At 42.8% G+C, this 21,385-nt stretch carries 15 protein-coding genes; 10 read left to right on the plus strand and 5 right to left on the minus strand.

Annotated elements, in window-relative coordinates:
- Window positions 1-2 precede the first annotated feature (2 nt).
- Together K7887_RS03680 and K7887_RS03685 are read right to left on the minus strand one after the other, a co-directional pair.
- On the minus strand, window positions 3-401 hold the full coding sequence (locus K7887_RS03680; protein ID WP_223492237.1) for a hypothetical protein: 399 nt from the start codon (window positions 399-401) through the stop codon (window positions 3-5).
- Window positions 402-2,609, minus strand: a complete 2,208-nt coding sequence (locus tag K7887_RS03685; protein WP_223492238.1) for an MMPL family transporter — start codon at window positions 2,607-2,609, stop codon at window positions 402-404.
- A gap of 176 nt (window positions 2,610-2,785) precedes the next feature.
- Here K7887_RS03685 and K7887_RS03690 point away from each other — a divergent pair, with 176 nt between their 5' ends.
- From K7887_RS03690 to K7887_RS03700, 3 genes are all read left to right on the plus strand, one after another.
- Window positions 2,786-3,472, plus strand: a complete 687-nt coding sequence (locus K7887_RS03690; RefSeq protein ID WP_223492239.1) for a response regulator transcription factor — start codon at window positions 2,786-2,788, stop codon at window positions 3,470-3,472.
- A complete protein-coding gene (locus K7887_RS03695; RefSeq protein WP_223492240.1) occupies window positions 3,465-4,859 on the plus strand; it encodes a sensor histidine kinase in 1,395 nt (464 codons plus the stop codon). The genes K7887_RS03690 and K7887_RS03695 overlap by 8 nt, the downstream gene beginning before the upstream one ends.
- 107 nt (window positions 4,860-4,966) lie before the next feature.
- Window positions 4,967-6,211: a helix-turn-helix domain-containing protein gene (locus tag K7887_RS03700; RefSeq protein WP_223492241.1), complete on the plus strand. Its 1,245-nt coding sequence runs from the start codon at window positions 4,967-4,969 to the stop codon at window positions 6,209-6,211.
- A 65-nt stretch (window positions 6,212-6,276) separates the two neighbouring features.
- Here K7887_RS03700 and K7887_RS03705 read toward each other — a convergent pair whose 3' ends face one another.
- Window positions 6,277-9,993, minus strand: coding sequence for a S8 family serine peptidase (locus tag K7887_RS03705; RefSeq protein WP_223492242.1), 3,717 nt, complete (start codon window positions 9,991-9,993; stop codon window positions 6,277-6,279).
- A 433-nt stretch (window positions 9,994-10,426) separates the two neighbouring features.
- Window positions 10,427-11,320: a TetR/AcrR family transcriptional regulator gene (locus K7887_RS03710; RefSeq protein WP_223492243.1), complete on the minus strand. Its 894-nt coding sequence runs from the start codon at window positions 11,318-11,320 to the stop codon at window positions 10,427-10,429.
- Between the two features lie 182 nt (window positions 11,321-11,502).
- Here K7887_RS03710 and K7887_RS03715 point away from each other — a divergent pair, with 182 nt between their 5' ends.
- The 4 genes from K7887_RS03715 to K7887_RS03730 all read left to right on the plus strand — a co-directional run bounded on the left by K7887_RS03715 (window position 11,503) and on the right by K7887_RS03730 (window position 14,767).
- Window positions 11,503-13,074: a DHA2 family efflux MFS transporter permease subunit gene (locus tag K7887_RS03715; RefSeq protein WP_223492244.1), complete on the plus strand. Its 1,572-nt coding sequence runs from the start codon at window positions 11,503-11,505 to the stop codon at window positions 13,072-13,074.
- Between the two features lie 274 nt (window positions 13,075-13,348).
- Complete coding sequence (locus tag K7887_RS03720) at window positions 13,349-13,642, plus strand: antibiotic biosynthesis monooxygenase family protein (RefSeq protein WP_223492245.1); 294 nt, start codon at window positions 13,349-13,351, stop codon at window positions 13,640-13,642.
- A gap of 67 nt (window positions 13,643-13,709) precedes the next feature.
- Complete coding sequence (locus K7887_RS03725) at window positions 13,710-14,141, plus strand: hypothetical protein (protein WP_223492246.1); 432 nt, start codon at window positions 13,710-13,712, stop codon at window positions 14,139-14,141.
- Window positions 14,142-14,155: 14 nt separating this feature from the next.
- Window positions 14,156-14,767, plus strand: coding sequence for a class I SAM-dependent methyltransferase (locus K7887_RS03730; protein WP_223492247.1), 612 nt, complete (start codon window positions 14,156-14,158; stop codon window positions 14,765-14,767).
- Between the two features lie 221 nt (window positions 14,768-14,988).
- Here the strand turns inward: K7887_RS03730 and K7887_RS03735 are convergent, their stop codons facing one another.
- Window positions 14,989-16,053, minus strand: coding sequence for a GIY-YIG nuclease family protein (locus tag K7887_RS03735; protein WP_223492248.1), 1,065 nt, complete (start codon window positions 16,051-16,053; stop codon window positions 14,989-14,991).
- 345 nt (window positions 16,054-16,398) lie between these two features.
- Between K7887_RS03735 and K7887_RS03740 the strand changes: the two genes are divergently transcribed.
- From K7887_RS03740 to K7887_RS03750, 3 genes are read left to right on the plus strand one after another with little or no spacing between them, the layout of a single operon-like run.
- Entirely contained in the window at window positions 16,399-17,475 is a 1,077-nt protein-coding gene (locus tag K7887_RS03740) for a hypothetical protein (RefSeq protein ID WP_223492249.1), read from the plus strand.
- 5 nt (window positions 17,476-17,480) lie between these two features.
- Window positions 17,481-19,508 (plus strand): McrB family protein, encoded by a 2,028-nt coding sequence (locus tag K7887_RS03745; RefSeq protein ID WP_223492250.1) that lies wholly within the window; start codon window positions 17,481-17,483, stop codon window positions 19,506-19,508.
- A complete protein-coding gene (locus K7887_RS03750) occupies window positions 19,492-21,240 on the plus strand; it encodes a DUF2357 domain-containing protein (protein ID WP_223492251.1) in 1,749 nt (582 codons plus the stop codon). Before K7887_RS03745 ends, K7887_RS03750 begins: the two co-directional genes overlap by 17 nt.
- Window positions 21,241-21,385: the final 145 nt, after the last annotated feature.

Below are 21,385 nucleotides of genomic sequence, written 5' to 3' on the forward strand. Positions count from 1 at the left end.
TTTTATTTGTCTTTTATTACTTTTCCATAGGCGAGTGTCATGAGGGCAAAGAGAATGAAGCTAATCATTAAAATAGTGCCACCCACAATATAAAAGATTAGGGTGAATGTCTCTGGTATTGCACCTGGTTTCAAGAAGTACATCCACATCCCTGCTGTGAGTCCAAAGCTACCGATGATCGCTGACCAAACATGGAAGGTAGCCAGTTTGGAAGTTTTCGGAATGGCAAACAAAGCATAGAAAACGGCGAAAGCAAATAGGGAAAGCCAACCAACCACAAGTATATGAGCATGGATGGCACGGAATGCATAAGAGCCAGCCCCTGCCATGTGACCTCCAATGAATGCGCCGATTACTGCATAAAGCGCGGAAAAACGGATTAATAGTTTTGTTCTGTTCATTTATTCTCTCTCCTTTTGACTTTTTTGTTCTATGATTTTTGAAGGCCACCAGTTCCAATTGTTTACTAGTGTCACGATTGCCGGTACCAGCATGCCACGTATGAGAAAGGCGTCCATTAATATACCTATGCAAACAATAAATCCAAACATAAATAGCTCAAGAATAGGTTGTGTCATCAACACGCCAAATGTTGCGGCAAGAATGACACCTGCAGAAGAAATAACCCCACCTGTCAACGCCACACCGCGTCTTGTCGCTTCTTTGATGGAGAAGTAGCGATTCTCTTCCTTGATTCTTGATATGAGCATAATATTGTAATCGACTCCAAGTGCTACAAGGAAAACAAATGCGTAAAGCGGAATGCGATAACTCATCCCCTCAAAGCCAAAGAATGTGTCAAAAATCCACCAACTTAAGCCAAGTGCAGAAGCATAGGATAGCAATATAGTGACCATCATGTAAACTGGCGCTACCAATGAGCGTGTATGGAAAATCAACATCCCGAATATAACAATGGTTACAGCGACTACTATCATTATTGTATCACGGTCATTAGTGGACCGTATATCAGTAGATGTAGCGGTTTCCCCGGCAAAATAGATGTTATATTCCTCCGTGTCCAACCCGCTATCTCTCAATATATCTTCTTTTGACTCGTTTAATTTATCTAGTTGGTCCATTGCTTCTTCTTCATAAGGATTCATTGTTAAGATGATGTCAAACTTCACTGCTTTGCCATCTTCACTTAGAATGCGACTTCCTTCTCTGCCTCCTGTAGCCACGATTTCTTTTTCGGGAAGCGTGGTACTGGAAACACCATTCGTGCCAATGAACCGTTCGTTCAGTGCTTCTATCGCATCAAGTTCACTGCTAGAAAAAGTGAAACCGGACTCCTTTTCCACCAACACATTTACAGGAGCGAGTTCGCCGGCTGGGAATTTTTCCTCGAGTTGTTCAAAGCCAATCCTGGATTTCATCTCCTCCGGGAAAGACTGGATAATATTATAGGAATAGTTGGCGTTCAACAATTGGGAAGCATTCAAAAGTAAAAAGACTAGTACAAGCCCTCCTGCAAGGACAGGTTTTTTTGTGACAAACCCGCCGACTTTCCCCCAGAAACGGTTCTTCTCTAATGTTTCTTCCCCTACTTTAGGGATGAACGGCCAGAAAGCTCTGCGGCCGAATATAGTGAAAAGTGCGGGAATCAAGGTAAGTCCTGCTACTAATACGATGGCAATGGTAATCGTGAATACAGGTGCAAAGCTATGGTACGGCCCAAAGTCTGCCAATAACAATACAAGCATGGCTGCAAAAACGGTTCCGCCTGAAAAAATAAGAGGCTCTGCAATCCCGCGTACCGCTTTATGCATTGCTTCATGTTTGTCCTCCTGTTTCCTCAACTCTTCACGGAACCTGGAAAAAACGAAAAGACTGTAGTCCACCGTTGCTCCGAATAATAGTATCATCACGATAGAGATGGACTGTGCTTCCACGGTGAACACTTCATTTTTCGCTAAAAGTCCGAGCACGCGATCTACAACCTGGTAGACAAAAGCGACAGCCACTAATGGTATGATCGCAAGCAATGGGGAACGATATATTACAATCAGTAAAATAAGCACTAATGCAATGGTTGAGAATAATAAAACGAGATCGGCATTGGAAAAAATGGCAATGGTATCAGAAGCGATTCCCGCAGGTCCGGTTATCACCATCGTTCCGCTGGTTAATGCGGTCTCGGTAAATGTTTCAATGGATTGAACGGTATCATTGACCTCATCCATTTCCAGATTATCTTTTAAAAATAAAGGGAGAACAAGGGTTGTCCCATCTTCCGATAAGAAATCGCCTTTCACCTGTTCAGGAAATTGATGGAATGGAACGGCAGATTGAATGGTTTCCAGTGTGGAATCTTCCTTAACCCATTTGCTGACTTCATCCACCTCTGTGAAACTTTGCGTATTCCATCCCTCTTCGTTATGAAATACAAGTAATGCGAACAGACCGTTATCATCTGGAAAGTAAGTATCAAATTTTTCACTTGCCACAACGGATTGTGCCTCTTTAGGCAGATCATTCTCTCCCGTGTTGATCTTGTAGTCATTGACAGATGGGGCTGCGCTCAAAGCACCGGTAAGGATGATCCAAGCAAGCAAAATCACCCAGACTCCTTTCCTGTGAGATGCGTATTTTGCTATTCTTTTCATAAGTAACCTCTTTCTCTAATCGTTTTTTAAAAGGCTTAACAGTATAGGAACGATGTAAGAATAGCATTAGAATGTTAATGAAATGTTAACGAAAAATGAGATTTGTTGTGTTAACGCTTTGTTAACATTTTAATGAAATAATGGGGTCAGGAGTATTTTGTGGAAAGGAAACAATCATGAAAATATTAATAGTAGAAGATGATATTAATATAAGGTCCATCATTCAGATGTACATGTCTAAACAGGGGTATGAAACCGTTCTGGCAGTAAATGGCGAAGAAGCATTGGAGTTATATTATGAAAAAAATCCGGATTGTATCATTCTCGATCTTATGTTGCCCGAAATGGACGGTTGGGAAGTATGCAAACTGATTCGTCTAGATGACCCGATTATTCCCATCATCATGTTAACGGGAAAAGGGGAAAGCTACGATATCGTAAAAGGACTGGAGCTTGGGGCAGATGATTACATCGTCAAACCTTTTGATCCCAATGAATTGACGGCAAGAGTAAAAGCGGCATTAAGACGAGTGACACAAGTCCATCAGCAAAGGGAAATCATTCATTTAAAAGATTTCATGCTTAACCTGCATGAATTCAGGTTGCTTATCGGTAATAGGGAAGTAAAACTAGCCCCAAAGGAACTGGAATTGCTCTATTATTTCGCCTATCATCACAATCAAGTCCTATCTAAGCAACAGTTATTGGACAAGATTTGGGGATATGATTTTGATGGAGATCCGCGAACGATTGATGTCCATATTAAGCGGGTCAGGGACAAACTATCTTCTAGTGGTTCTGCCTGGTTCATTACGACTATCCGCGGTGTAGGCTATCGATTTGAGGAGAAGCTTCATGAATAAAATATTTTATAAACTATTCTTTATTTATGCTCTGATCATCTCGAGTTTGTTTATCATCTTTGGGCTTATCTTTTTGTATCTGTTTCATGTTGATCTTTATGAGGATTTTGAAGAAACCTATACCCATCAGCAACAACAGATTACCGAGTTGCTCACAGCAAGCGAAGAGTTTGGGTGGGCGGAAGAAGAGACTATGACCGCTCTTAAACCGATGTTAGTTGAAAAAGCCTTCCATGTCTATCTATTCGGTGAGAATGGGAATAGGCTCTTTAAGGGTGTGTCCTTTGAACGTGAGGAGATAGACAGGGGACTATTGGAAAAAGCGAAGTCAGGAGAGTATGTTGCAAAAGGTGGTTGGACTAATGGTGATTTAAGTTATGTAATTGCTTCGCCAATTAATGGGGAAGTAATCATGGTGATGGTCTTTCATGATTTAAGCCATGCCTACCAGCAGGTTTTATATATGATCCTGCTTACTTTTACCATCACCATTGCCATTGCTGGAATCATCATTTGGTTTCTTTCTGCCAAAATAACTGCCCCCTTAAGGGATATGAACGAAATCGCTTTAAACTATGCAAAAGGAGACTTCTCTCAATCTGTACAGATAGCGTCTAAAGACGAAATTGGTCAACTTGGAGAAACCTTTAATCATATGGCAGCAGAGCTGAATTCTTTGGAGGAAACGAGAAAAGCTTTTATTGCTAACGTTTCCCATGATTTACGGACACCACTCACTTCTATTAAAGGATTTTTGATTGCCCTGTTGGATGATACGATTCCAGCCGATCAACGAAAAGAATTTTACCTATTGATGAAGGATGAAACAGAGCGTGTCATCAAGCTTGTCAATGATACCCTTGATATGTCGCAGTTGGAGGCAGGTCAAGTGCCGTTAAAGCCTACTTCTTATAATTTGACGAAGCAGCTGCAGTTGATTGCTGTGAAACTTGAACCGCATCTTGCCAGTAAAGAAATGGAGATACAGATTATTCCTGACAATCAGGAAATCATGGTGGTTGCTGACAGAGACCGAATCGAACAGGCACTCATCAACCTTTTACAAAACGCTATTCAGGTGTCAGCAAATCATCAGGACATTCAAGTGTTTTTGGAAAAGAAGGCAGAGGAGGTTGATATAAGAGTAATGGATCACGGTGAAGGTATAAGTGAAGAGAATCTCGAGCGCATCTGGGAAAGGTTCTATAAAACCGACAAAGCGAGGGCGGGCAAGACAGGGATCGGGATCGGCCTTTCCATTGTGAAATCTATTATGGATTTACATGGATCGACTATCAAAGTGGAAAGTAAGGTCGGGGAAGGAACGGTGTTTAGTTTTGCATTGCCGTTGATGAAGCAAGAGTCGGACTATGAGAGAGAGGGTTGAAGTAGTCATATGTCCGACTTGTATCAAATGGGAGAAGCTGTCTGTCACCAATAAACGAACTGTGGTAGGATAAAAAAAATTATATGATTTACACAGGGGATGACAACATGCTGGAAGGTAAGATTATTAAATTTTATCGGGAATTTCAGGGATTAAAGCAAAAAGATTTAGGAGATGGAATTTGTTCCAGTACCCATATAAGCAAGATTGAACGGGGATTGACGGAGGTTTCTGGTGAGACCATTGACTTTTTATGCAAGCGTCTAAGAATCGAGATGGAAACGGAGATAAAGAATTATAGGGAGATTGAACAGCTGTTGAAAGAGTGGCAGGATGCTATTGTAAAAAAACTTAAGCCGAGGGTGGAATCCATCAAACGACAACTCCAAGGTTTCAACCTTTTACATATGCAGGATTTCTATCGCCTATACACGCTAATCCTGGCAAGATACTATTTATTTGTTGGAGAAGGAAGAACCGTGGACGGCTTATTAGAAGAAATGTCGGTTTGGACTGATTTGACACCTTATGAAAAGAATTTGCTGCTTCATGTAAAGGGAGTTTACCACTTATCCGTGAAAAACAACTACGTGGAGGCACTTGCATGCTTGAAGGAGATTAATCTCGAAGGCTATCCTAATCAAGAGTACTATTATGATTTGGCCCTTGCCTACCATTCGTTAAATTCTAGAGTCTTGGCATTTTTTCAAGCGAATAAAGCCCTTCAATACTTCACTAAAATAAGAAGTTTTTCCCGCATCATAGAAGCAGAAATGCTCATGGTCATTCAACTTGAACAATCAGAAGACCATCCCACCTTAAGTCAGGAATATCATAGATTGATAGAAATGACGGAAGACTACGGGCTCGAACATCAAAAAGCGATGCTATATCATAATCTTGCCTATCTCTATTTAAGAAATGCTGAATACCAAAAAGCCAGTGAATTTTATAAAAAATCAATGGATGCAAGAGAAAAGAACCATCCGAATTATTTAGGGTCCCTAGAAGGCTATGTAAATGCTTTGACGAAAGAAGGTAACACCTCCAGAGAAAAGCTTCTAGCCTTGGTGGAACAAGGGTTGGATCTATCCAAGTCCTCCAATTCTTCTACATTTGTACACATTTTTATGATGCATCATTATTATCTGTCTAATTCAATGGATAAGTATTACGAATACTTGGAAGAAGAAGCATTCCCATACTTTAAAGAAAAAGGCTATATGCTGTTGGTGGAGCACTATACGGTTGTTCTTTTTGATTATTATATGGAGAAGAATGATATGGAAAAAGCAAACCGCTTTGCTGGGCCGGTGATCAACAAGTTCAGGCGTAACAATCAGTTTGTGTGATTTGCTTTATGAAAATAGTAGTGGAGCATGGAAACCTTTGAAGGTTCCCATGCTCCACTTTTTGTTTAGCGTAGTCCGTATGCTTTAATGATTTCTTGTGTGATCTTGTTGCCTTTGTCATCCCATGCAGACGCTTTTAGGGAAACGGATGTTGCAGATTTAGGGTTTGTAATGGAAGCTGTAAACATGTCCCCATTGCGGTTCAGTTTTACTTTCTTCCATGTTTTTCCCTCATTGAAGGATACCTCAAGGGTTGCTCCATCCACATTTCCGTAGCCGATAGCATCTTTTACTTTTTCAACGGATAAGGAAAGGTTTGTTGGTCTGTTTAACAAGGCATTCCCATTCACATCTGTGTCTACGCCATAATTCAACGTAAGGAATGGAAGCGGAGATTGCCAAGGTTCTATCTCTTCTTTTGCATTGAAAATCCATTCTGTATTCGTGCTGGTGGAAGTATTCCAACGCTCAGCATCACGTTTTGCTTCTGTTACTACTCGGAACTCTTGCAGTTCATCCGTTAGAACACCAAAGCCATTGACAGCTTGGCCTTTTCCTTCACGGATAAGCGTGTCCCCTTTGAATAGTTTGGTTGTTTGATTTTGGACGGAAACATCATAGTCCGTGCCACCAGTATTACCTGAACCTGCATCTGCGTAAGCCGGTACGTTAATTTGTAAAGAGTCCCCTTGGCGTTTAGGAGCCCAGTAGCCTTCTCCTAAAGCTGGACGAACAACTGGTGAGAACCAATTTTCTACAAGTTTCTGTCCTTTTTCATAAACAACACGCGGCTGACGGATCTGCCATGATGCATCTAAGACTGTTGCTTGGTGGTACCAGTACGTATCCTTTGTGGCAGACACATATTCTGTTCTCGTAGTAGGGAAGGAAATTTTGTATTGGAATCCGATTGCTCGTCTTGTGTACGGTCTCATGTCAAATCGGAACTCTCCACCATCTGTTTCCACATGGGAATTGTAATTAGTTTCAATAACTGCAAGATCTTTATTCTTCGGCTCGTAGGCCAATTTTTTCGGAACATTATCTTGATGGACGTAATCCAGGTCATAGGCGTAAGGTGAGTCCTTTGTTCCTTCGATTTGTAACTTCACATTTCCGGAACGAACTGCTTTAATCAGTTTGTCACCTTCTGACTTACTGATAGCCGCAGCAGTAAGAGGCACTTCCCCTACATAAGCATTGAATTCCACATTTTCATAGTTTGCGATAATCAATAGCTTTGCACCTGCTGCAACAGCCGCTGCGGCTTGTTCAGACTCACTAATTGTTTTGCTGCGATCTACCACTACAGCTTTGCCTTTTGCATTCAAGCGCTCATAGTCAGCTTGTGATCCCTCGCCGGCATAGATTGCTTTCAAGTTATGCTTTCCTTCGAGAAGAGTACTGCCTGGCATCACGATATCATCAAGTTCTTTGCCTTTGTAATTCATGGTCAAGTATGGCTTTATCAAGCGCCAGCGTGTTAAAAATTCAAACTCTCCAAGTTCTGTCTTTTTAGTTGGTGCAGCATAAAGTTTATCCACCAATACAGGCATCAGGTAGACACTGTGTACCGAACCAGTTCCCATCGTTTGGTAGTATTCCATACGCTGATACATCGGTTCTGTTTTCTTTGGAACTTTGACTGTGATTTCGTTGGCTTTTCTTGCATCCAACTCCACCGTCTTCGGCCCATCAAGGACTACTTCCGGATCTCCGACAAGGGCAACCCCTTGGTCATCTGTATTCACATCGACGTCCATCATGGACATCACGGAGTAAGTGCCTTTTTTCAAGCGAAGCTCTCTTGTTCCTGGTACTGCGATAGATTCTGGTTGCATGTTTTCGTTGAACATGACGACATATGCAAGGGCAGGTGAGCCATCACGGTCTGTAGCATTTAATGTTAATGTGTATCTTTCATCTTCTTTTATCGTAGCCATGGTCGTGTGGACCACTGCTTCACCATTGGCACTTGCTGTTAAGTGACCTTGGTAGCGTTGACCGCTTTCTCCATGTGCAGGGTCTACTGTTACTTGTACGTCTGCAGTTCCGTTAGCTGGAACAGTAACGGTTGTTTGTGCCAGTGTCAGCATGCCTTCAGGAGCCGCATTGCCATTTGCATCTGCAAAAGTAGCTTCAAGATCAAGGGTGATGTCTTGGTCGCTTTCATTTGTGTACGTTACTGTTTTCTCTACAGATGTCGCTTCATCATGGGGCCATTGGAAGAAACCGAATGAAACGGAGCCTGTTGCTCTTATGTCTGTATTTAACGCTTTTACGATATCGATGCGTCCAGTACCGATATGGTATGGCTGGTAGTTTGGTAGTTTTTTCGCTGTATTCATCAGAGTTTCTTTTAATTCTTGAGGAGTGGCTTCAGGATTTTGTTGTAAAAGAATAGCCACTGCTCCTGCTACGTGAGGTGTAGCCATGGATGTACCGTTCAAACTTTTATAAGAACCTGTACCTGATGAGTATTGAGAGCGCGCGGCCATGATTCCTACTCCAGGTGCGGAAACATCAGGTTTTAATGCCATATCCCCAAGTCTTGGTCCTTTAGAAGAGAAGCTTGCAAGTCTGTCTGACTTATCCACTGCACCGATTGTAAGTGCAGCATCTGCAGCACCAGGAGATCCTACTGTTCCTTCTCCGTAGTTATTACCTGCTGCAATAACGAATAATGTTCCATGTTCTTCTGTCAGTGTGTTAACAGCTTGTGCCATCGGATCCGTTCCGTCACTGCCCGCAGAGCTTCCAAGACTCATGTTAACAACATCCGCATTTTGAGCGGCCCATTCCATTCCTTCGATTATCCAAGAGGCAAGCCCTGACCCGTTATCGGCAAGCACTTTTCCGACTAGTAATCTAGCATCCGGTGCCACACCTTTGTTTTGGCCGTCAGAAGCAGCTCCAGTTCCGAGGATAGTAGAGGCTACGTGTGTGCCGTGTCCGTTTTTATCCTGCACTTCTTCACCAGGCACAAAGCTTACTGATTCATCGAGTTGAGGTGCAATATCCGGGTGTGTCGGGTCAATACCAGTATCAAGTACGGCAACTTTGATGCCTTCACCAGTTAGACCAGATTCCCAAGCAGTGTGCGCCTCAATTTGTGGCACGCTTTGGTGAAGGGTTGCTTCGACTTTAGCGTCCAACCAAATTTTTTCAATTGCATAGTTAAGTTGTACAGATTCAGGTTTAGATTCGTCCGTCTTTTCTGACTGAACATCATTCCAGAAAGTTGTTGCTTCTTCTTTGTTTGTTTCTAAGGCAGCAGCGTTAATGCTTTTTAGTTCACGCTGTTTCTTTGCGCCTTTTGGAGCTGCTTTTGTGGAAGCTGCTTTTGCTTTCGTTTCTTGGTATTCGACGATGACAGGAACAGTGGAACTGTTTGTGTCATCAAATTGGTATTCTACTAGTTTTGTAATGTTGAAAAGGTTGTGGTCAAGCTTTCCCTCTGCTAGGTAAGGCATCGCAGCGTTTGGATACACATATGTGTCGTCACCGACGGTGATGACGCGAATTCCATCACCGTTGTTCTCGGCAGGTTCTACATTAATGACACTTTGTCCAGTTGGCAGGGCGGTTACATGAACGATATCCCCAGTTATTAAGGTGATTGTGGTATCGCCAGTTCCAAGTTGATCGTTGATGATGGCGGGTTCATTGTTTGTTGTCGATTGGGTGTTTGCCCCAAGTGCCTGGCCCTGAAAAAGGGAAGTGGCAAGCATGAAGACAGCGATGATTGCGATAAAGAAAGTTTTAAGTGTTAGCTTTCGCATGTGCATTCTCCTGTTCTAATAGTTGTTTTTGATATGTAATTCTTAGAAGTTGGTCGGTAGGTAGAGTAGAGCGGGAATTCACCTCCTGAAATGAGATCCGATTGTCTGTCGATGTTAAGAAACGTCTTAGCTGTGGGGTGAAAAATGATCGTGAGTAATTCGTGTTGCGAAGTTAATTGAATTGTAAAGGCTGTTTGGCTGTGCTGACAAATGGTGTTTTGGACGGGTCTAAAGAACTATCTGAAAAGGTGGAAAGTGGGGTGTAACACCGAAAATAACCTTTGGAATGTAACAAAAGTACTGAAAGGGAGGAGGGGAGTTGGGGTTTTGAGGGGAAAAGGGGTCTGACCCGCTGTGCGTTAATGTGTTAAAGTTCCTCATAACAAAAAAAGAAGACAAGCGTGAGTGGAGATTTGCACTCGCGCTTGTCTATTTATTTCATATACCTCTCTATAAGCTCTTGAAGATTTGTCCAATCTGCTCCAACTTTAGAAGCGAAATCCTTGTTCCCTCTAAGGCTTTCCATCGCACTCTCCACCAGGAAACGCCTTGGTGCAGTGCCATTTTTCCCGCTTAACTCCTGTTGAATAAAGTCCAACAACTCGGCTAACCGCTCATAATCAGCCCCGCCAGAAAGGTTCTTCTTCAAGTCGCTTACCGCATGAGCGATAGCATGTGGCAACGGCAATTCATTTTCTCCCTCTTGCGGCACCCAGCGTGCCATCGACTCTGCTTCCACCAACACCTCACCGGACTCTGCTACATCCTCGACAATCTTCACCAAACGATTGACGCTATATTGGACAACTTTATGAATATCCAGCTTCTTATCGTGGGTCATGGTGTAGTATCTGATACCGTGATTTAGGATTCCGAGATACATGATGGCACAGTCCCAAAGGTATTCGCGTTTTTCTTCACCGAAGATCTCCAAGAATCGTTGATGCACCCAGCGCAGCATCCTTAGCTGACTCTTTTGAATGAAGTCCTTTAACTCTGAATCATTAATGAAGATGACTTCTTCAAAAAGAGAAATCAATTTATTTGCCCGATTCGTCTCCATTTGAAGTTCAAACTGCTTGATGAAAATGTTTATGTCGGACGGGTCTTGACCGATTAAAAGGTCGTTCCTTTCTTTTTCCATTTTTTTATATAAAGTCTTGAACAGTGCAATTAAAAGTTCGTTTTTGGACGAAAAATAGTTGTATAAAGTTCCTTTGGCAATTCCGCTCTCGTCTAGGATGTCCTGAATGGAAGTCGCTTGAAAGCCTTTTTCTATAAAAAGTTTATGAGCACATGTGAGAACATGCAGTTTTCGATCCTTCATTTTATCACCTAACTAAAATAGACTGGTGGTACAAAAATAATAGTACACGAAAGATGACCTTTATACAAATAGCAAATTGACAAAGTTTTCATGATTGATAATTATGTACTGATGGTATAAAATTGGTGTAGATGTAATAGTAGTATAAAAAATGTACTGTAAGTATAAATGGAGGAGAAAGAATGCAGCAAGCAGCACCAAACACCACTATAAATCGTCCGCCATATGGTATTTTGGCCATTTTGATGATCGGCGCGTTTATTGCTTTTTTAAATAATACATTATTGAATATTGCCCTTCCGTCCATTATGACGGAACTTCAAGTGGGACCTTCTACCGTACAGTGGCTGACAACCGGCTTTATGTTGGTCAACGGGGTATTGATCCCAACCACAGCCTTCCTAATTCAAAAGTATTCTGTCCGGAATTTGTTCATCGTCGCCATGGGTCTCTTTGCGATTGGGACGGTGATGGCCGGTTTTGCACCGGTTTTTGGGGTTCTTTTAGCAGGCAGAATGATGCAGGCATCCGGGTCGGCTATTTTAATGCCACTATTGATGAATGTCATGCTGGTCAGCTTCCCGATTGAAAAGCGCGGGACTGCGATGGGGGTATTCGGTCTTATCATGATGGGGGCACCTGCCATCGGGCCGACGCTTTCCGGTTGGTTAATTGAACATTATGATTGGAGAATGCTTTTCCACTTTGTTTCTCCGATTGCGATTGCCGTCTTGCTATTAGGTGTATTTCTATTGAAGGATAGAAAAGAAAAGCAGGATATCCGCTTGGATCAAATGTCTGTTGTCTTATCAAGTGTAGGTTTCGGTGGATTATTGTACGGATTTAGTTCTGCTGGATCCAAGGGATGGGATAGTCCACTCGTTTACGGAACCATTGCAATTGGGACCTTATCGTTAATTTGGTTCATTTTACGTCAGCTTAGAAAAGAAAAACCGATGCTGAACTTCCGAATCTATCGTTACCCGATGTTTGCTTTATCATCTGCCATCTCCATGGTTATAACGATGGCGATGTTTTCCGGGATGATCTTGCTGCCGATTTATGTACAGACGATCCGAGGAATTTCACCATTGGATGCAGGATTGCTGATGCTTCCTGGTGCGATTGTCATGGCTTTGATGTCACCGATCACAGGGAAGTTGTTTGATAAGTACGGGGGCCGCGCGCTCGCGATTACCGGTTTGACGATTACGGTTGTGACCACGTACTTTTTTAGTCAATTGACATTTGAAACAACTTACACGCAATTGTTGATTTTGTATACTGTTCGGATGTTTGGGATGTCCATGGTGTTCATGCCGGTTTCCACAAACGGGTTGAATCAGCTTCCGACTCACTTCTATCCGCACGGTACCGCGATGAACAACACGCTGCAACAGGTATCCGGAGCAATTGGAACAGCGTTGCTTGTGACATTGATGTCTACACGGGCAGAAAGTGTTGGCCGTGAGCTTTCAGGAGATGCGATGGCAGCGTTGGGTGCGAATCCATCTACTGAGGCCATTGCGGGTGTACAGCAGCAAGTAATGATGCAAGGTATGCTAGAAGGAATCAATTTTGCCTTTTTCGTGTCGACGTTTATTGCGGTGGTTGCGCTTGTATTGTCTTTCTTTATTAAGCGGGCGACACAGGCGGAGGATCCACAGGCAGAAAGTGAGCCGGCGTCAATGGGAAATCTGGCAGGTGCTGGTGGTGAGCGTAAGGTGAAGACGAAATTGGTTGGGAATAATTAAACTGTTTGAGTGAAGTCCGCTTCTGCCTTTAGGGTGGGGGCGGATTTTTTGTGTTTGGGGTGAGGCCGGCGGGCGGAGGTGCGTGTCGATTGATGCGTGTTTGTGTCGAATGGCATTTATATGGGGGAAAGTGGCTTATAAAATGAAAACTTGGCTTATAAATCGCGAAAGTGGCTTATAAAATGAGGAGAAGCTACGTATCTGGTTTTAAATTCTAGTGCTTTTAAAGCATAATGGAAGTATGAGAAATTTTACTAGTGAGAGGAAGATACCTATGATAACAGAAGTAGCATTTTTCTATATAAATGAAGGAATGGAAGCGAGATTTGAAAAAGATTTTGCGGTAGTAGTCGAAGAAACAATCGCTCTTTCCAAAGGCTATATTTCCCACACTTTACATAAATGCATTGAGACAGAAGGGAAGTATATGGTGCAAGTGGAGTGGGAAACCCTTGAGGACCATATGGAAGGCTTTGTGGGTTCTGACTTATTTAAGGAGTGGGTTAAGAACATGGACCATTATTTCAAACCTAATATTTATATGGAGCATTTTAAATTAATAAAGTAATTCAAAAGGGGTGTCGAAACTGAAGGTAGATAAAGAGGTTCGGTATCAAAATGAGGAGTATTATCATGTGTACCTATATGGATTTATGGCCATAGCTTTATTTTTGAATATCGTGTTACATACTTTGTATCCGTTGCTGCCAAGAGAAAGTCATTCTAGTTATTACGATATCGGGGGCTTATCAGGCGCCACTTTTGTTATCTATTATTTTTTCTTCATGGTGTTCGTCCTAATTGTAGGTGGTGCGGTTTATTGGGTGGTGAATATGTTAATAAAGAAATGGAATGTGCGGAATTCATTCCTCTATTTTATATTGTTTTTATTACTGGGTAGTTTTTCAGGTTTTCTGATTCCTATCTTTCCAACGACAGGCATGATATTCTCCTCAGATAATATGAACACAACATTCAATCCCAATTGTATTTTTGGTGTGCTATTAGGTGCCGGGTTGTTTGTATTGAATAGAATCGTCGGTAAAAGAAAAATAAACACAAACTAAAAGGGGAAAGGGATATGTCACGATCTCCAGTAAATTATGATCAGAAACTTAATATCGAAACGACGGATATACAAATGGGTATTCACCGCTCTTTTACCTATCATCGCTATGAGCCGACTCCATATGAAGCACTTGACCGGCTGTTTGAAACATATTTGGTAGATTCCTGTGATCACGTGGTTGACTTTGGTTGTGGAAAAGGCAGGTTGAATTTTTACTTGGCTCATCAGTTTGGGCCAAGGGTAACCGGAATTGAAATGAATGAGACATTTTACGAGGCTTGTTTGAAGAATTTGACCATGTATAAAGGTAAGGGAAGACAGAATATCAAGTTTGAAAAGTGCTTTGCCGAAGAGTATAAAATACCTGAAACGGCCAATGTATTCTATTTTTTTAACCCGTTTACGGTAGATGTTTTCAGGAAAGTGGTGCGTAATATTCTCTTATCTATAGAACAACATTATCGGCCGATAGAGATTGTGCTTTATTATCCGGCTCCTGATTTTGTGTTCTTCTTGGAAAATCATTCGATGTTTACTCTTAAGCTAGAGGTCCAGCTTGATGGGTTTGAGAAAAATGTGAATGAGCGATTTTTGGTGTATGAGTTAGTGGTGAGCGCTAGCTGAAACTGGACTCGTTTGCATGTTTGCTCGTTTGGCACGAACTCGGGGCATTTTGGCATCAACTTGCCCCTTTTTGGCACGAACTTGAGGCAAATCGGCATGAACTCGCCACCTTTTAGCATGAACTCGTAACTTACTCACGAATTCTAAGGTCTAATCCATAATAAACAAATAAAAAACCAGCCACTTCACGTACAAAGCGGCTGGCAAAAGTGAATTTTACCTTATTCCCCTGAAAAAACATCAGAAATCACAGCATCCAACGCATCCAAATCCTCGCGACCGACCATTTTATACTTACATTTCCCGCTGCGCAGATAACTGTAGATAATCTGTGCTTTATCAATTTCAAAGCGGCTTACTTCACGCGCTGCAGCTGGGGCCGCATTAGTAAGTTCACCCGAGAGCCTCGCGGTAATTTTCTGAAGGACTTCCTCATCAATTCCGTTTTCACCGCCATAAACCTCACTAACAAACACATCTGTCCTGCGAATCAAAAAGCATTTCACCCTTTGTTCATCCAACTTCTCGGCCACCAACATTAAATGGTTTCCTTCGGTAAAATCCATTACATCTTCTTTTTGCAAAAGGGCCTGCAAGGATTGAATGCAGTTGCGGTATCTGGCTGCACGCTCGAAATCCAAATCGGCCGCAAGCTGATTCATCTCCCGCTGCATGTCTTCCAGCAACTCTGCACTTTCCCCATTAAGCAAAGCTATGAGCTGTTCCACAATGGCATTGTATTCTCCAACGGCTTTGCCTCCAAGACAGATGCCGCGGCAAAGACCAAGGGAATAGTTTAGGCAGGGAGAACCGTTGATTGCCGGGTTAGAGCAGTCGAGTCGGTACACATCTTTCAAACCTCGTATCGCAAAACTGACCGTTTTCCTGCTTGTATATGGTCCAAAGCTCCAGCCATCGCCACCACGCAAGGGCTGGGTGGATGGGCGGAGACGATAGAGTTTACCGACTTTTCGGATCGTTAGATAGAGGAAGGCTTCTGGTGTTTTCATTTGCCTGTTATATTGCGGGCGGATTTCTTGAATGAGCTGCCATTCAAGCAGGAGGGCTTCGAATTCGGTGTCTGTCTCGATGATTTCTAGATCATGGATGTGTTTGACGAGCTTTCGGACTTTGTTTGAGTGAGAGGACGATTCTCTGAAATAGGATTGAACACGTTGGCGAAGGTGTTTTGATTTTCCGACATAGATGACTTGGCCTAAAGAGTCTTTCATTAGATAAACGCCTGGTGTGGCAGGGATTTCTTTTATTTTTTGCACAAGACTCATGACCAATCACCTCTCTATGTGGGGCTATTTTCGTAGACTTTGTTGTTGTTTCGCATAGTTAAATTAGCCGTTATATTACTTACTGTCGTGCTCTTTTCCCTGTCATATGAAGCATACTACTTGCGATTTCTAGAGTACGTAAGAAGTAAAAAGTCCAATTTCCGACTTTTTACTAGAGAATAGCAACAATTTTTAAGAAAAGAGCTCTCTAGGAAGATAGTTCTATGTTTAAATTTTCGAAACCTTACAAAAACGTGTGTGTTCATGTAGAATTAGAAGTGTCATTACTTAATAGAGTACCAAAGAAAACAAGGAATTCACAAGAAATAAGAGGGGGTAATAAAATTGAGCAGGGAAACATGGAAAAAGGTATTTAGTACGATTCCGGATGTGGAATTGGTGGAGTTAGCGGACTTTTGGTCGATACAGGTAAAAGGCTTTCGCCAAATAAATCAGGAAAATATAAAACACGCAAGGGCGATGGTTATCGCAGAAGCCTTGAAACCGCGAAATCTAAAAATGATTAAAGCTTATTACACAATAAATGATGATGAAGCAGATGAACCGGCAGACAAAGGGGACGAAATTACGCTGGATGCGTTGGTCGAGATATATGAAGAAGGCAAAGAGCTGCATCTGATTCTTGGTGGCTTATATGCGAGCGAAGAGGAGAAGTTTGAAAAGCTAGCGCTGGAGCTGGAAGAGACGTTGCTAGAAAAATATAAGGTGGATGATTTAAGTAGTCTTGTAGATAGACAGGAAAAAAAGGAAGAAGAACCTTCACTTGAAAAAGCAGAGACCGTCTCCACATCGGAGTGGGAGAAAAAATGGAATAAATCAGAAGATAAGAATAAGGATCTGCGTGCGAAAATTGGAGAGTGGGAAAAGAAGTATTCACAGTTAAAACAGCAATCTAAGGAAGAGAAACAATCCGCATTGAGCGAGAAGTTAAAGCTGCAGCAAGAGCTTGGGACGGAACGTGCGCAACACAGGGAGACGGTGGAAAATAACAAGAAAACCGCCGAGGAAAATGAAGTGTTGAAAGAGGAAGTGGCAAAGTTGAAGGGAGAAATTTCTCATCTGAACGCGATGTTGCTTCATCAACAACAAGAAGTGGCCGCAACAACAGCCAAGACGGAAGAAAAACAATCTGTTGCAACGGACCAAAAAGAAATCGTCTTGGTGGGTGATCCCAAAAATAAATTAACAGAAAATTCAGCAAAACATACTTTTCGTGTGTTGGAACTGAAGGACGTTCCAAGCGCATTGGAATCGGATTTACTTGAAAAATGCGATGAGGTTTGGATGATGACGTATCTCGTGCCGCCGCAGATGAGAAGAAAAATAAAACGAACGGTACAGAAAAGTATAAAAGAATTTAGTGATTTTCCGACAATGAAACGTTATATAGAGAAAGGTTGAGAGCGATGAATAAGGTTTGGGAGAATGACTTAGTTGGTGTGTTGGCAGATGTGGATCAGAGTGAGCTGCTTTACAGGGATTCCATTTTAATAAATAAGCAGGATAGTCTCCAGTTTTTTGTCCGAATCATTTCGCAGCCTGCCGAAAGCTTTCCGAATGTCAAAGCGGTGACTGGATTCTATTCAGATTTGGAGAAATGGGGATTTGAAGATGATTATTTGCAGCCGGAATTTATCCGAAAAGAAAAATTGCGGGAATGGCTGGATGACCGGCTGTTAATTTTCAAGGTGGAGAAACGCATCCGTTACAATCATGAAGAAGTATATAACATGTTCGGCGTGCGGGTGATGCCAAAGCTTCCTAGCTATGAAAAGGACTTAAAGCTGATCCCAGTTCCTATTTTCAGCAAAAAAGTAAATGGAATGGAGCAGGGGGAATTTATTTCAAGGCTTGTGGAGAAGAAATTTGTCGGCCGTATTGCAGAAGTGTCACATGAGGCGAACGATACTCCTCCCATTGTGCTTTGGAAAGAAGAAACGGACGAGGACGAACAGTTCTCTGTGTACGGTGTTTTTGAAAAGCACCAGTATGCACATGGTGGTTTCAACTTTGAATTGCGGGATGAGTTGAAGAAGGTTGATTTGGAAGAAGAGTGGCTGGATGAGTGCTACCTTACGGATGAAAGTCCAAACGTTGCATTTGTGCCGATTGGCAACTATCAGGAGTTATTGAATCGTTTAGAAGAACAAGAGGCGGTAGAGGTAGCTAGCGAGTCTGCTCGAGAAAACTACTCTCAAGAGACAGGGAGCGGATCATCTTCCATAGAGCAGCAAACCTCCCCGGAAATTCAAAGCAGCAGGCAAGAGGTTGCCGTTTCGGTTATGGAAAAACCCTCAAGCGAAATTAACGTATCTGTTCCAAAGGAAAACGAAAAGGAACAGGAGTTTTTGGAGCTTCTATACAGTCACACACAGGATGCGGGACTCATTTATCGGAAAGAGAATCTCATCAATTTTCATACTTCCATGAAGTCGTCCTCACTTGTTATCTTGTCTGGGATGAGCGGAACGGGGAAAACGAAGCTGGTGGAGTTATATAGTCAGTCACTTGGTTTAAAAGGAGAGCAGCTTACGGTCATACCGGTAAGTCCGTCCTGGACGTCGGATTCAGATTTGATCGGCTATGCGGACACGCTGAACATGGTGTACCGTCCAGGGGATTCGGGATTGATCAATGCCCTTCGAAAGGCGGAAGATGATAAGGATAAACTATATATGATCTGCTTTGATGAGATGAACTTGGCAAGGGTGGAGCACTATTTTTCTCAGTTCTTATCGATTTTGGAGATGGATCATGGGAAGCGTGTTTTGAGGTTGTATAACGATGATTTGGAGAGCAGGCTGTATAATTCCGCTCAATATCCGCCGACCATCGTTATCAGGGAGAACGTCTTGTTTGTCGGAACCGTCAATATGGATGAGTCGACCTATCATTTTTCCGATAAAGTGTTGGACCGTGCGAATGTGTTGTCTCTAGATGTGATGCCGTTCACGGAGATGAAACAGCTGCCCGAAAAGAAAAAAGGGATGGTCGCGCGGGCAGATGAAGTCGATTATGACACCTTTGAATCTTTTCAGTATAAAAATAGGAGTTTAAGCCTTCAGGATGATGAGCTTGCATTGTTGTGGGAGGTTCACCAAATGATGCAGAATGTGAACAAACAGGTCGGAGTGGGTCCGCGCATTGTGAAGCAGATTGATCAGTATTTAGGCAATCTACCGGTGCAGGAATATATTTTACGTGAGGATGCCTTTGACCTCCAAGTTGTCCAGCGTGTTCTGACGAAGGTGAGAGGGTCCGAAGATCAGCTTAGGGAATTGGTTGGACGCTACAACCGTGAAAAGGATACCGTGGAAGGCAGTTTGATTATTAGGTTATTTGACCGCTATACAAATGTATCGATTTTTAAGGAAAGCAGAAATGTCATCAAACAAAAAGCGAAAGAGCTGAAATATAATGGATACACCATGTAGCACACAGCCTTTTTCGGTCATTTTCACACATGTTTTTCAAAATGGTTCTCGGGAGGATACAGAGGTTCAAAGCTTTGTCGAGCACCTCTCAGACTGGGATGAAACGGTACATGTTTACACGGAGATTCGCGAAAATGTGAATCTTGAACTGCGGTTCCGGTGTGAGGACAGAGGTGCAAGATGTTATATGGACGGATTTGATGGGCTTGGGGATGACAGGTTGCTGGTTGATCAGGAGTCTGAGGAGAATTTTCTTGGCTGCAATGGTCATGTAACGCTTTTCAGGCATTCTACTTCTGATAATTATTATCCTTATATTCCCGGTTTGTATAGCTTAAGGGTGGAAACGTCGGATGGAAGGACGTTTTACACGCTCGTGAAGGTCATTTCGAACAGGCTTTTTGACGACCAGCTTGCTACGATGCGCTCGGATGTGGAAGGAAAACTAAAGGGTGTTGCGCTTGACGTTATCCGCAAGCAGCATAGCCCTAAGAGTTTAGCGGCCTTGAAGATTGATCCGATTTTGTTTCGACAGTACCAGGTGTTGCAGCACTATTTTACCGACATTTACGCAATTGTTTCCGACCTTGCCCAAAAGGTGCGGTCGTCGGTTGCGAAGGAATATCAGATGCAATCAGCTGAAATGCCTGCGCATGTGGACGTTGTGTCCATTCAGCATCGACTGAAACGGCCAGATACAATGAATCTGGTGAAATCGGTGCAAAAGCGGATAAATTATGACCTGCCGGAAAATCAGATGTTAAAGGCGATTTTGGAAAAATGGAACCGATTGTTGCATGAGTTTGTGGCTTGTATGGATACGACCATCAAAGGGCTATCGACCCGAAAAGACTATTCGTTCTCCATTTCCCTTCCATTGGAGAGGAAGCGGCGTCTTGTGGAGGAGTTAAAGGAGTATCGCGGAAAGGCGATGCGAATGAGCGGCGCGTTAAGTCTCGTCAAATCCAGTCACTGGTATCGGGAGGTGTCTTACCGAAAGGCACTTGCCGTTCCGACGGTGATGTTTGTGGATGTAAGGTACCGAAAGCTTTATCAAATCGACCAGGCTCTTCAAGGGGATGAAATCCCTGTCCACACAGGGCTTGGGCAGCAGTGGAAACGGACCGATCAGTTATACGAGATCTGGGGTTGGCTGCAGGTGGTGAATGTGTTTGGTGAGAGCGCCGGTGGGGAGTCCGGAAGAAGTGGCAGTTTTGAAATTACTGCTAAGCCAGTCGCAAAAGATAATATGATTCGATATCAATTTGGGGATATCTCTCTCCATATTACCTATGACGGAACCATCCCGAGCCATCCGGAAGCAACGGATAAATGGACGGTGCCTGTGTATACGACTGGTACGAATAATAATCCGGATGTACGGATGGATCTGTTCTTGCGGGAGTTTTACATTGGCACCATTATGATTGATATGAAGTATCGCAAGCGTCATGCGCTGAGTGATTCGATGAGGCAGCTGACAAGCTATGCCGATAATGTGAGATCTCCCTATATTTATGGGAAAAAGCGTTGGCAAAAGTACCGCCCTGTTCATCAGGTGCTTGTGCTCTATCCGGAAAAGCACGGTGGGATCGAAGTGGAGGAACTGGACGGAAAAAGTATCAGTCTTGTCCCACTGACACCTGCGGAGGATCAAACTGTTTTCCAAGAGACATTAAAGTGGCTGGTTGCGGAAATGCTGTTGGAGGCAGAGGAGGAAGGGATAAAGTAAGTCAAGAATATGGCGGCAAAGCTCCTCGTTTTGGGGAGCTTTTTTTTGTTTAGTGCGGAGAGCCTAAAATGGATATATCGGATTTACAATGGATATATGATTTTTACGATGGATATATCATTTTTACAATTGATATAACCACGCT

Source organism: Sutcliffiella horikoshii (assembly GCF_019931755.1).
In the GTDB taxonomy this organism is placed as follows: domain Bacteria; phylum Bacillota; class Bacilli; order Bacillales; family Bacillaceae_I; genus Sutcliffiella_A; species Sutcliffiella_A horikoshii_E.

What these genes read in the sequence shown, in the direction of transcription:
- K7887_RS03680 (WP_223492237.1), bottom strand. Translation starts at nt 401, where the DNA reads ATGAACAGAACAAAACTATTAATCCGTTTTTCCGCGCTTTATGCAGTA.
- K7887_RS03685 (WP_223492238.1), bottom strand. Translation starts at nt 2,609, where the DNA reads ATGAAAAGAATAGCAAAATACGCATCTCACAGGAAAGGAGTCTGGGTG.
- K7887_RS03690 (WP_223492239.1), top strand. Translation starts at nt 2,786, where the DNA reads ATGAAAATATTAATAGTAGAAGATGATATTAATATAAGGTCCATCATT.
- K7887_RS03695 (WP_223492240.1), top strand. Translation starts at nt 3,465, where the DNA reads ATGAATAAAATATTTTATAAACTATTCTTTATTTATGCTCTGATCATC.
- K7887_RS03700 (WP_223492241.1), top strand. Translation starts at nt 4,967, where the DNA reads ATGCTGGAAGGTAAGATTATTAAATTTTATCGGGAATTTCAGGGATTA.
- K7887_RS03705 (WP_223492242.1), bottom strand. Translation starts at nt 9,993, where the DNA reads ATGCGAAAGCTAACACTTAAAACTTTCTTTATCGCAATCATCGCTGTC.
- K7887_RS03710 (WP_223492243.1), bottom strand. Translation starts at nt 11,320, where the DNA reads ATGAAGGATCGAAAACTGCATGTTCTCACATGTGCTCATAAACTTTTT.
- K7887_RS03715 (WP_223492244.1), top strand. Translation starts at nt 11,503, where the DNA reads ATGCAGCAAGCAGCACCAAACACCACTATAAATCGTCCGCCATATGGT.
- K7887_RS03720 (WP_223492245.1), top strand. Translation starts at nt 13,349, where the DNA reads ATGATAACAGAAGTAGCATTTTTCTATATAAATGAAGGAATGGAAGCG.
- K7887_RS03730 (WP_223492247.1), top strand. Translation starts at nt 14,156, where the DNA reads ATGTCACGATCTCCAGTAAATTATGATCAGAAACTTAATATCGAAACG.
- K7887_RS03735 (WP_223492248.1), bottom strand. Translation starts at nt 16,053, where the DNA reads ATGAGTCTTGTGCAAAAAATAAAAGAAATCCCTGCCACACCAGGCGTT.
- K7887_RS03745 (WP_223492250.1), top strand. Translation starts at nt 17,481, where the DNA reads ATGAATAAGGTTTGGGAGAATGACTTAGTTGGTGTGTTGGCAGATGTG.
- K7887_RS03750 (WP_223492251.1), top strand. Translation starts at nt 19,492, where the DNA reads ATGGATACACCATGTAGCACACAGCCTTTTTCGGTCATTTTCACACAT.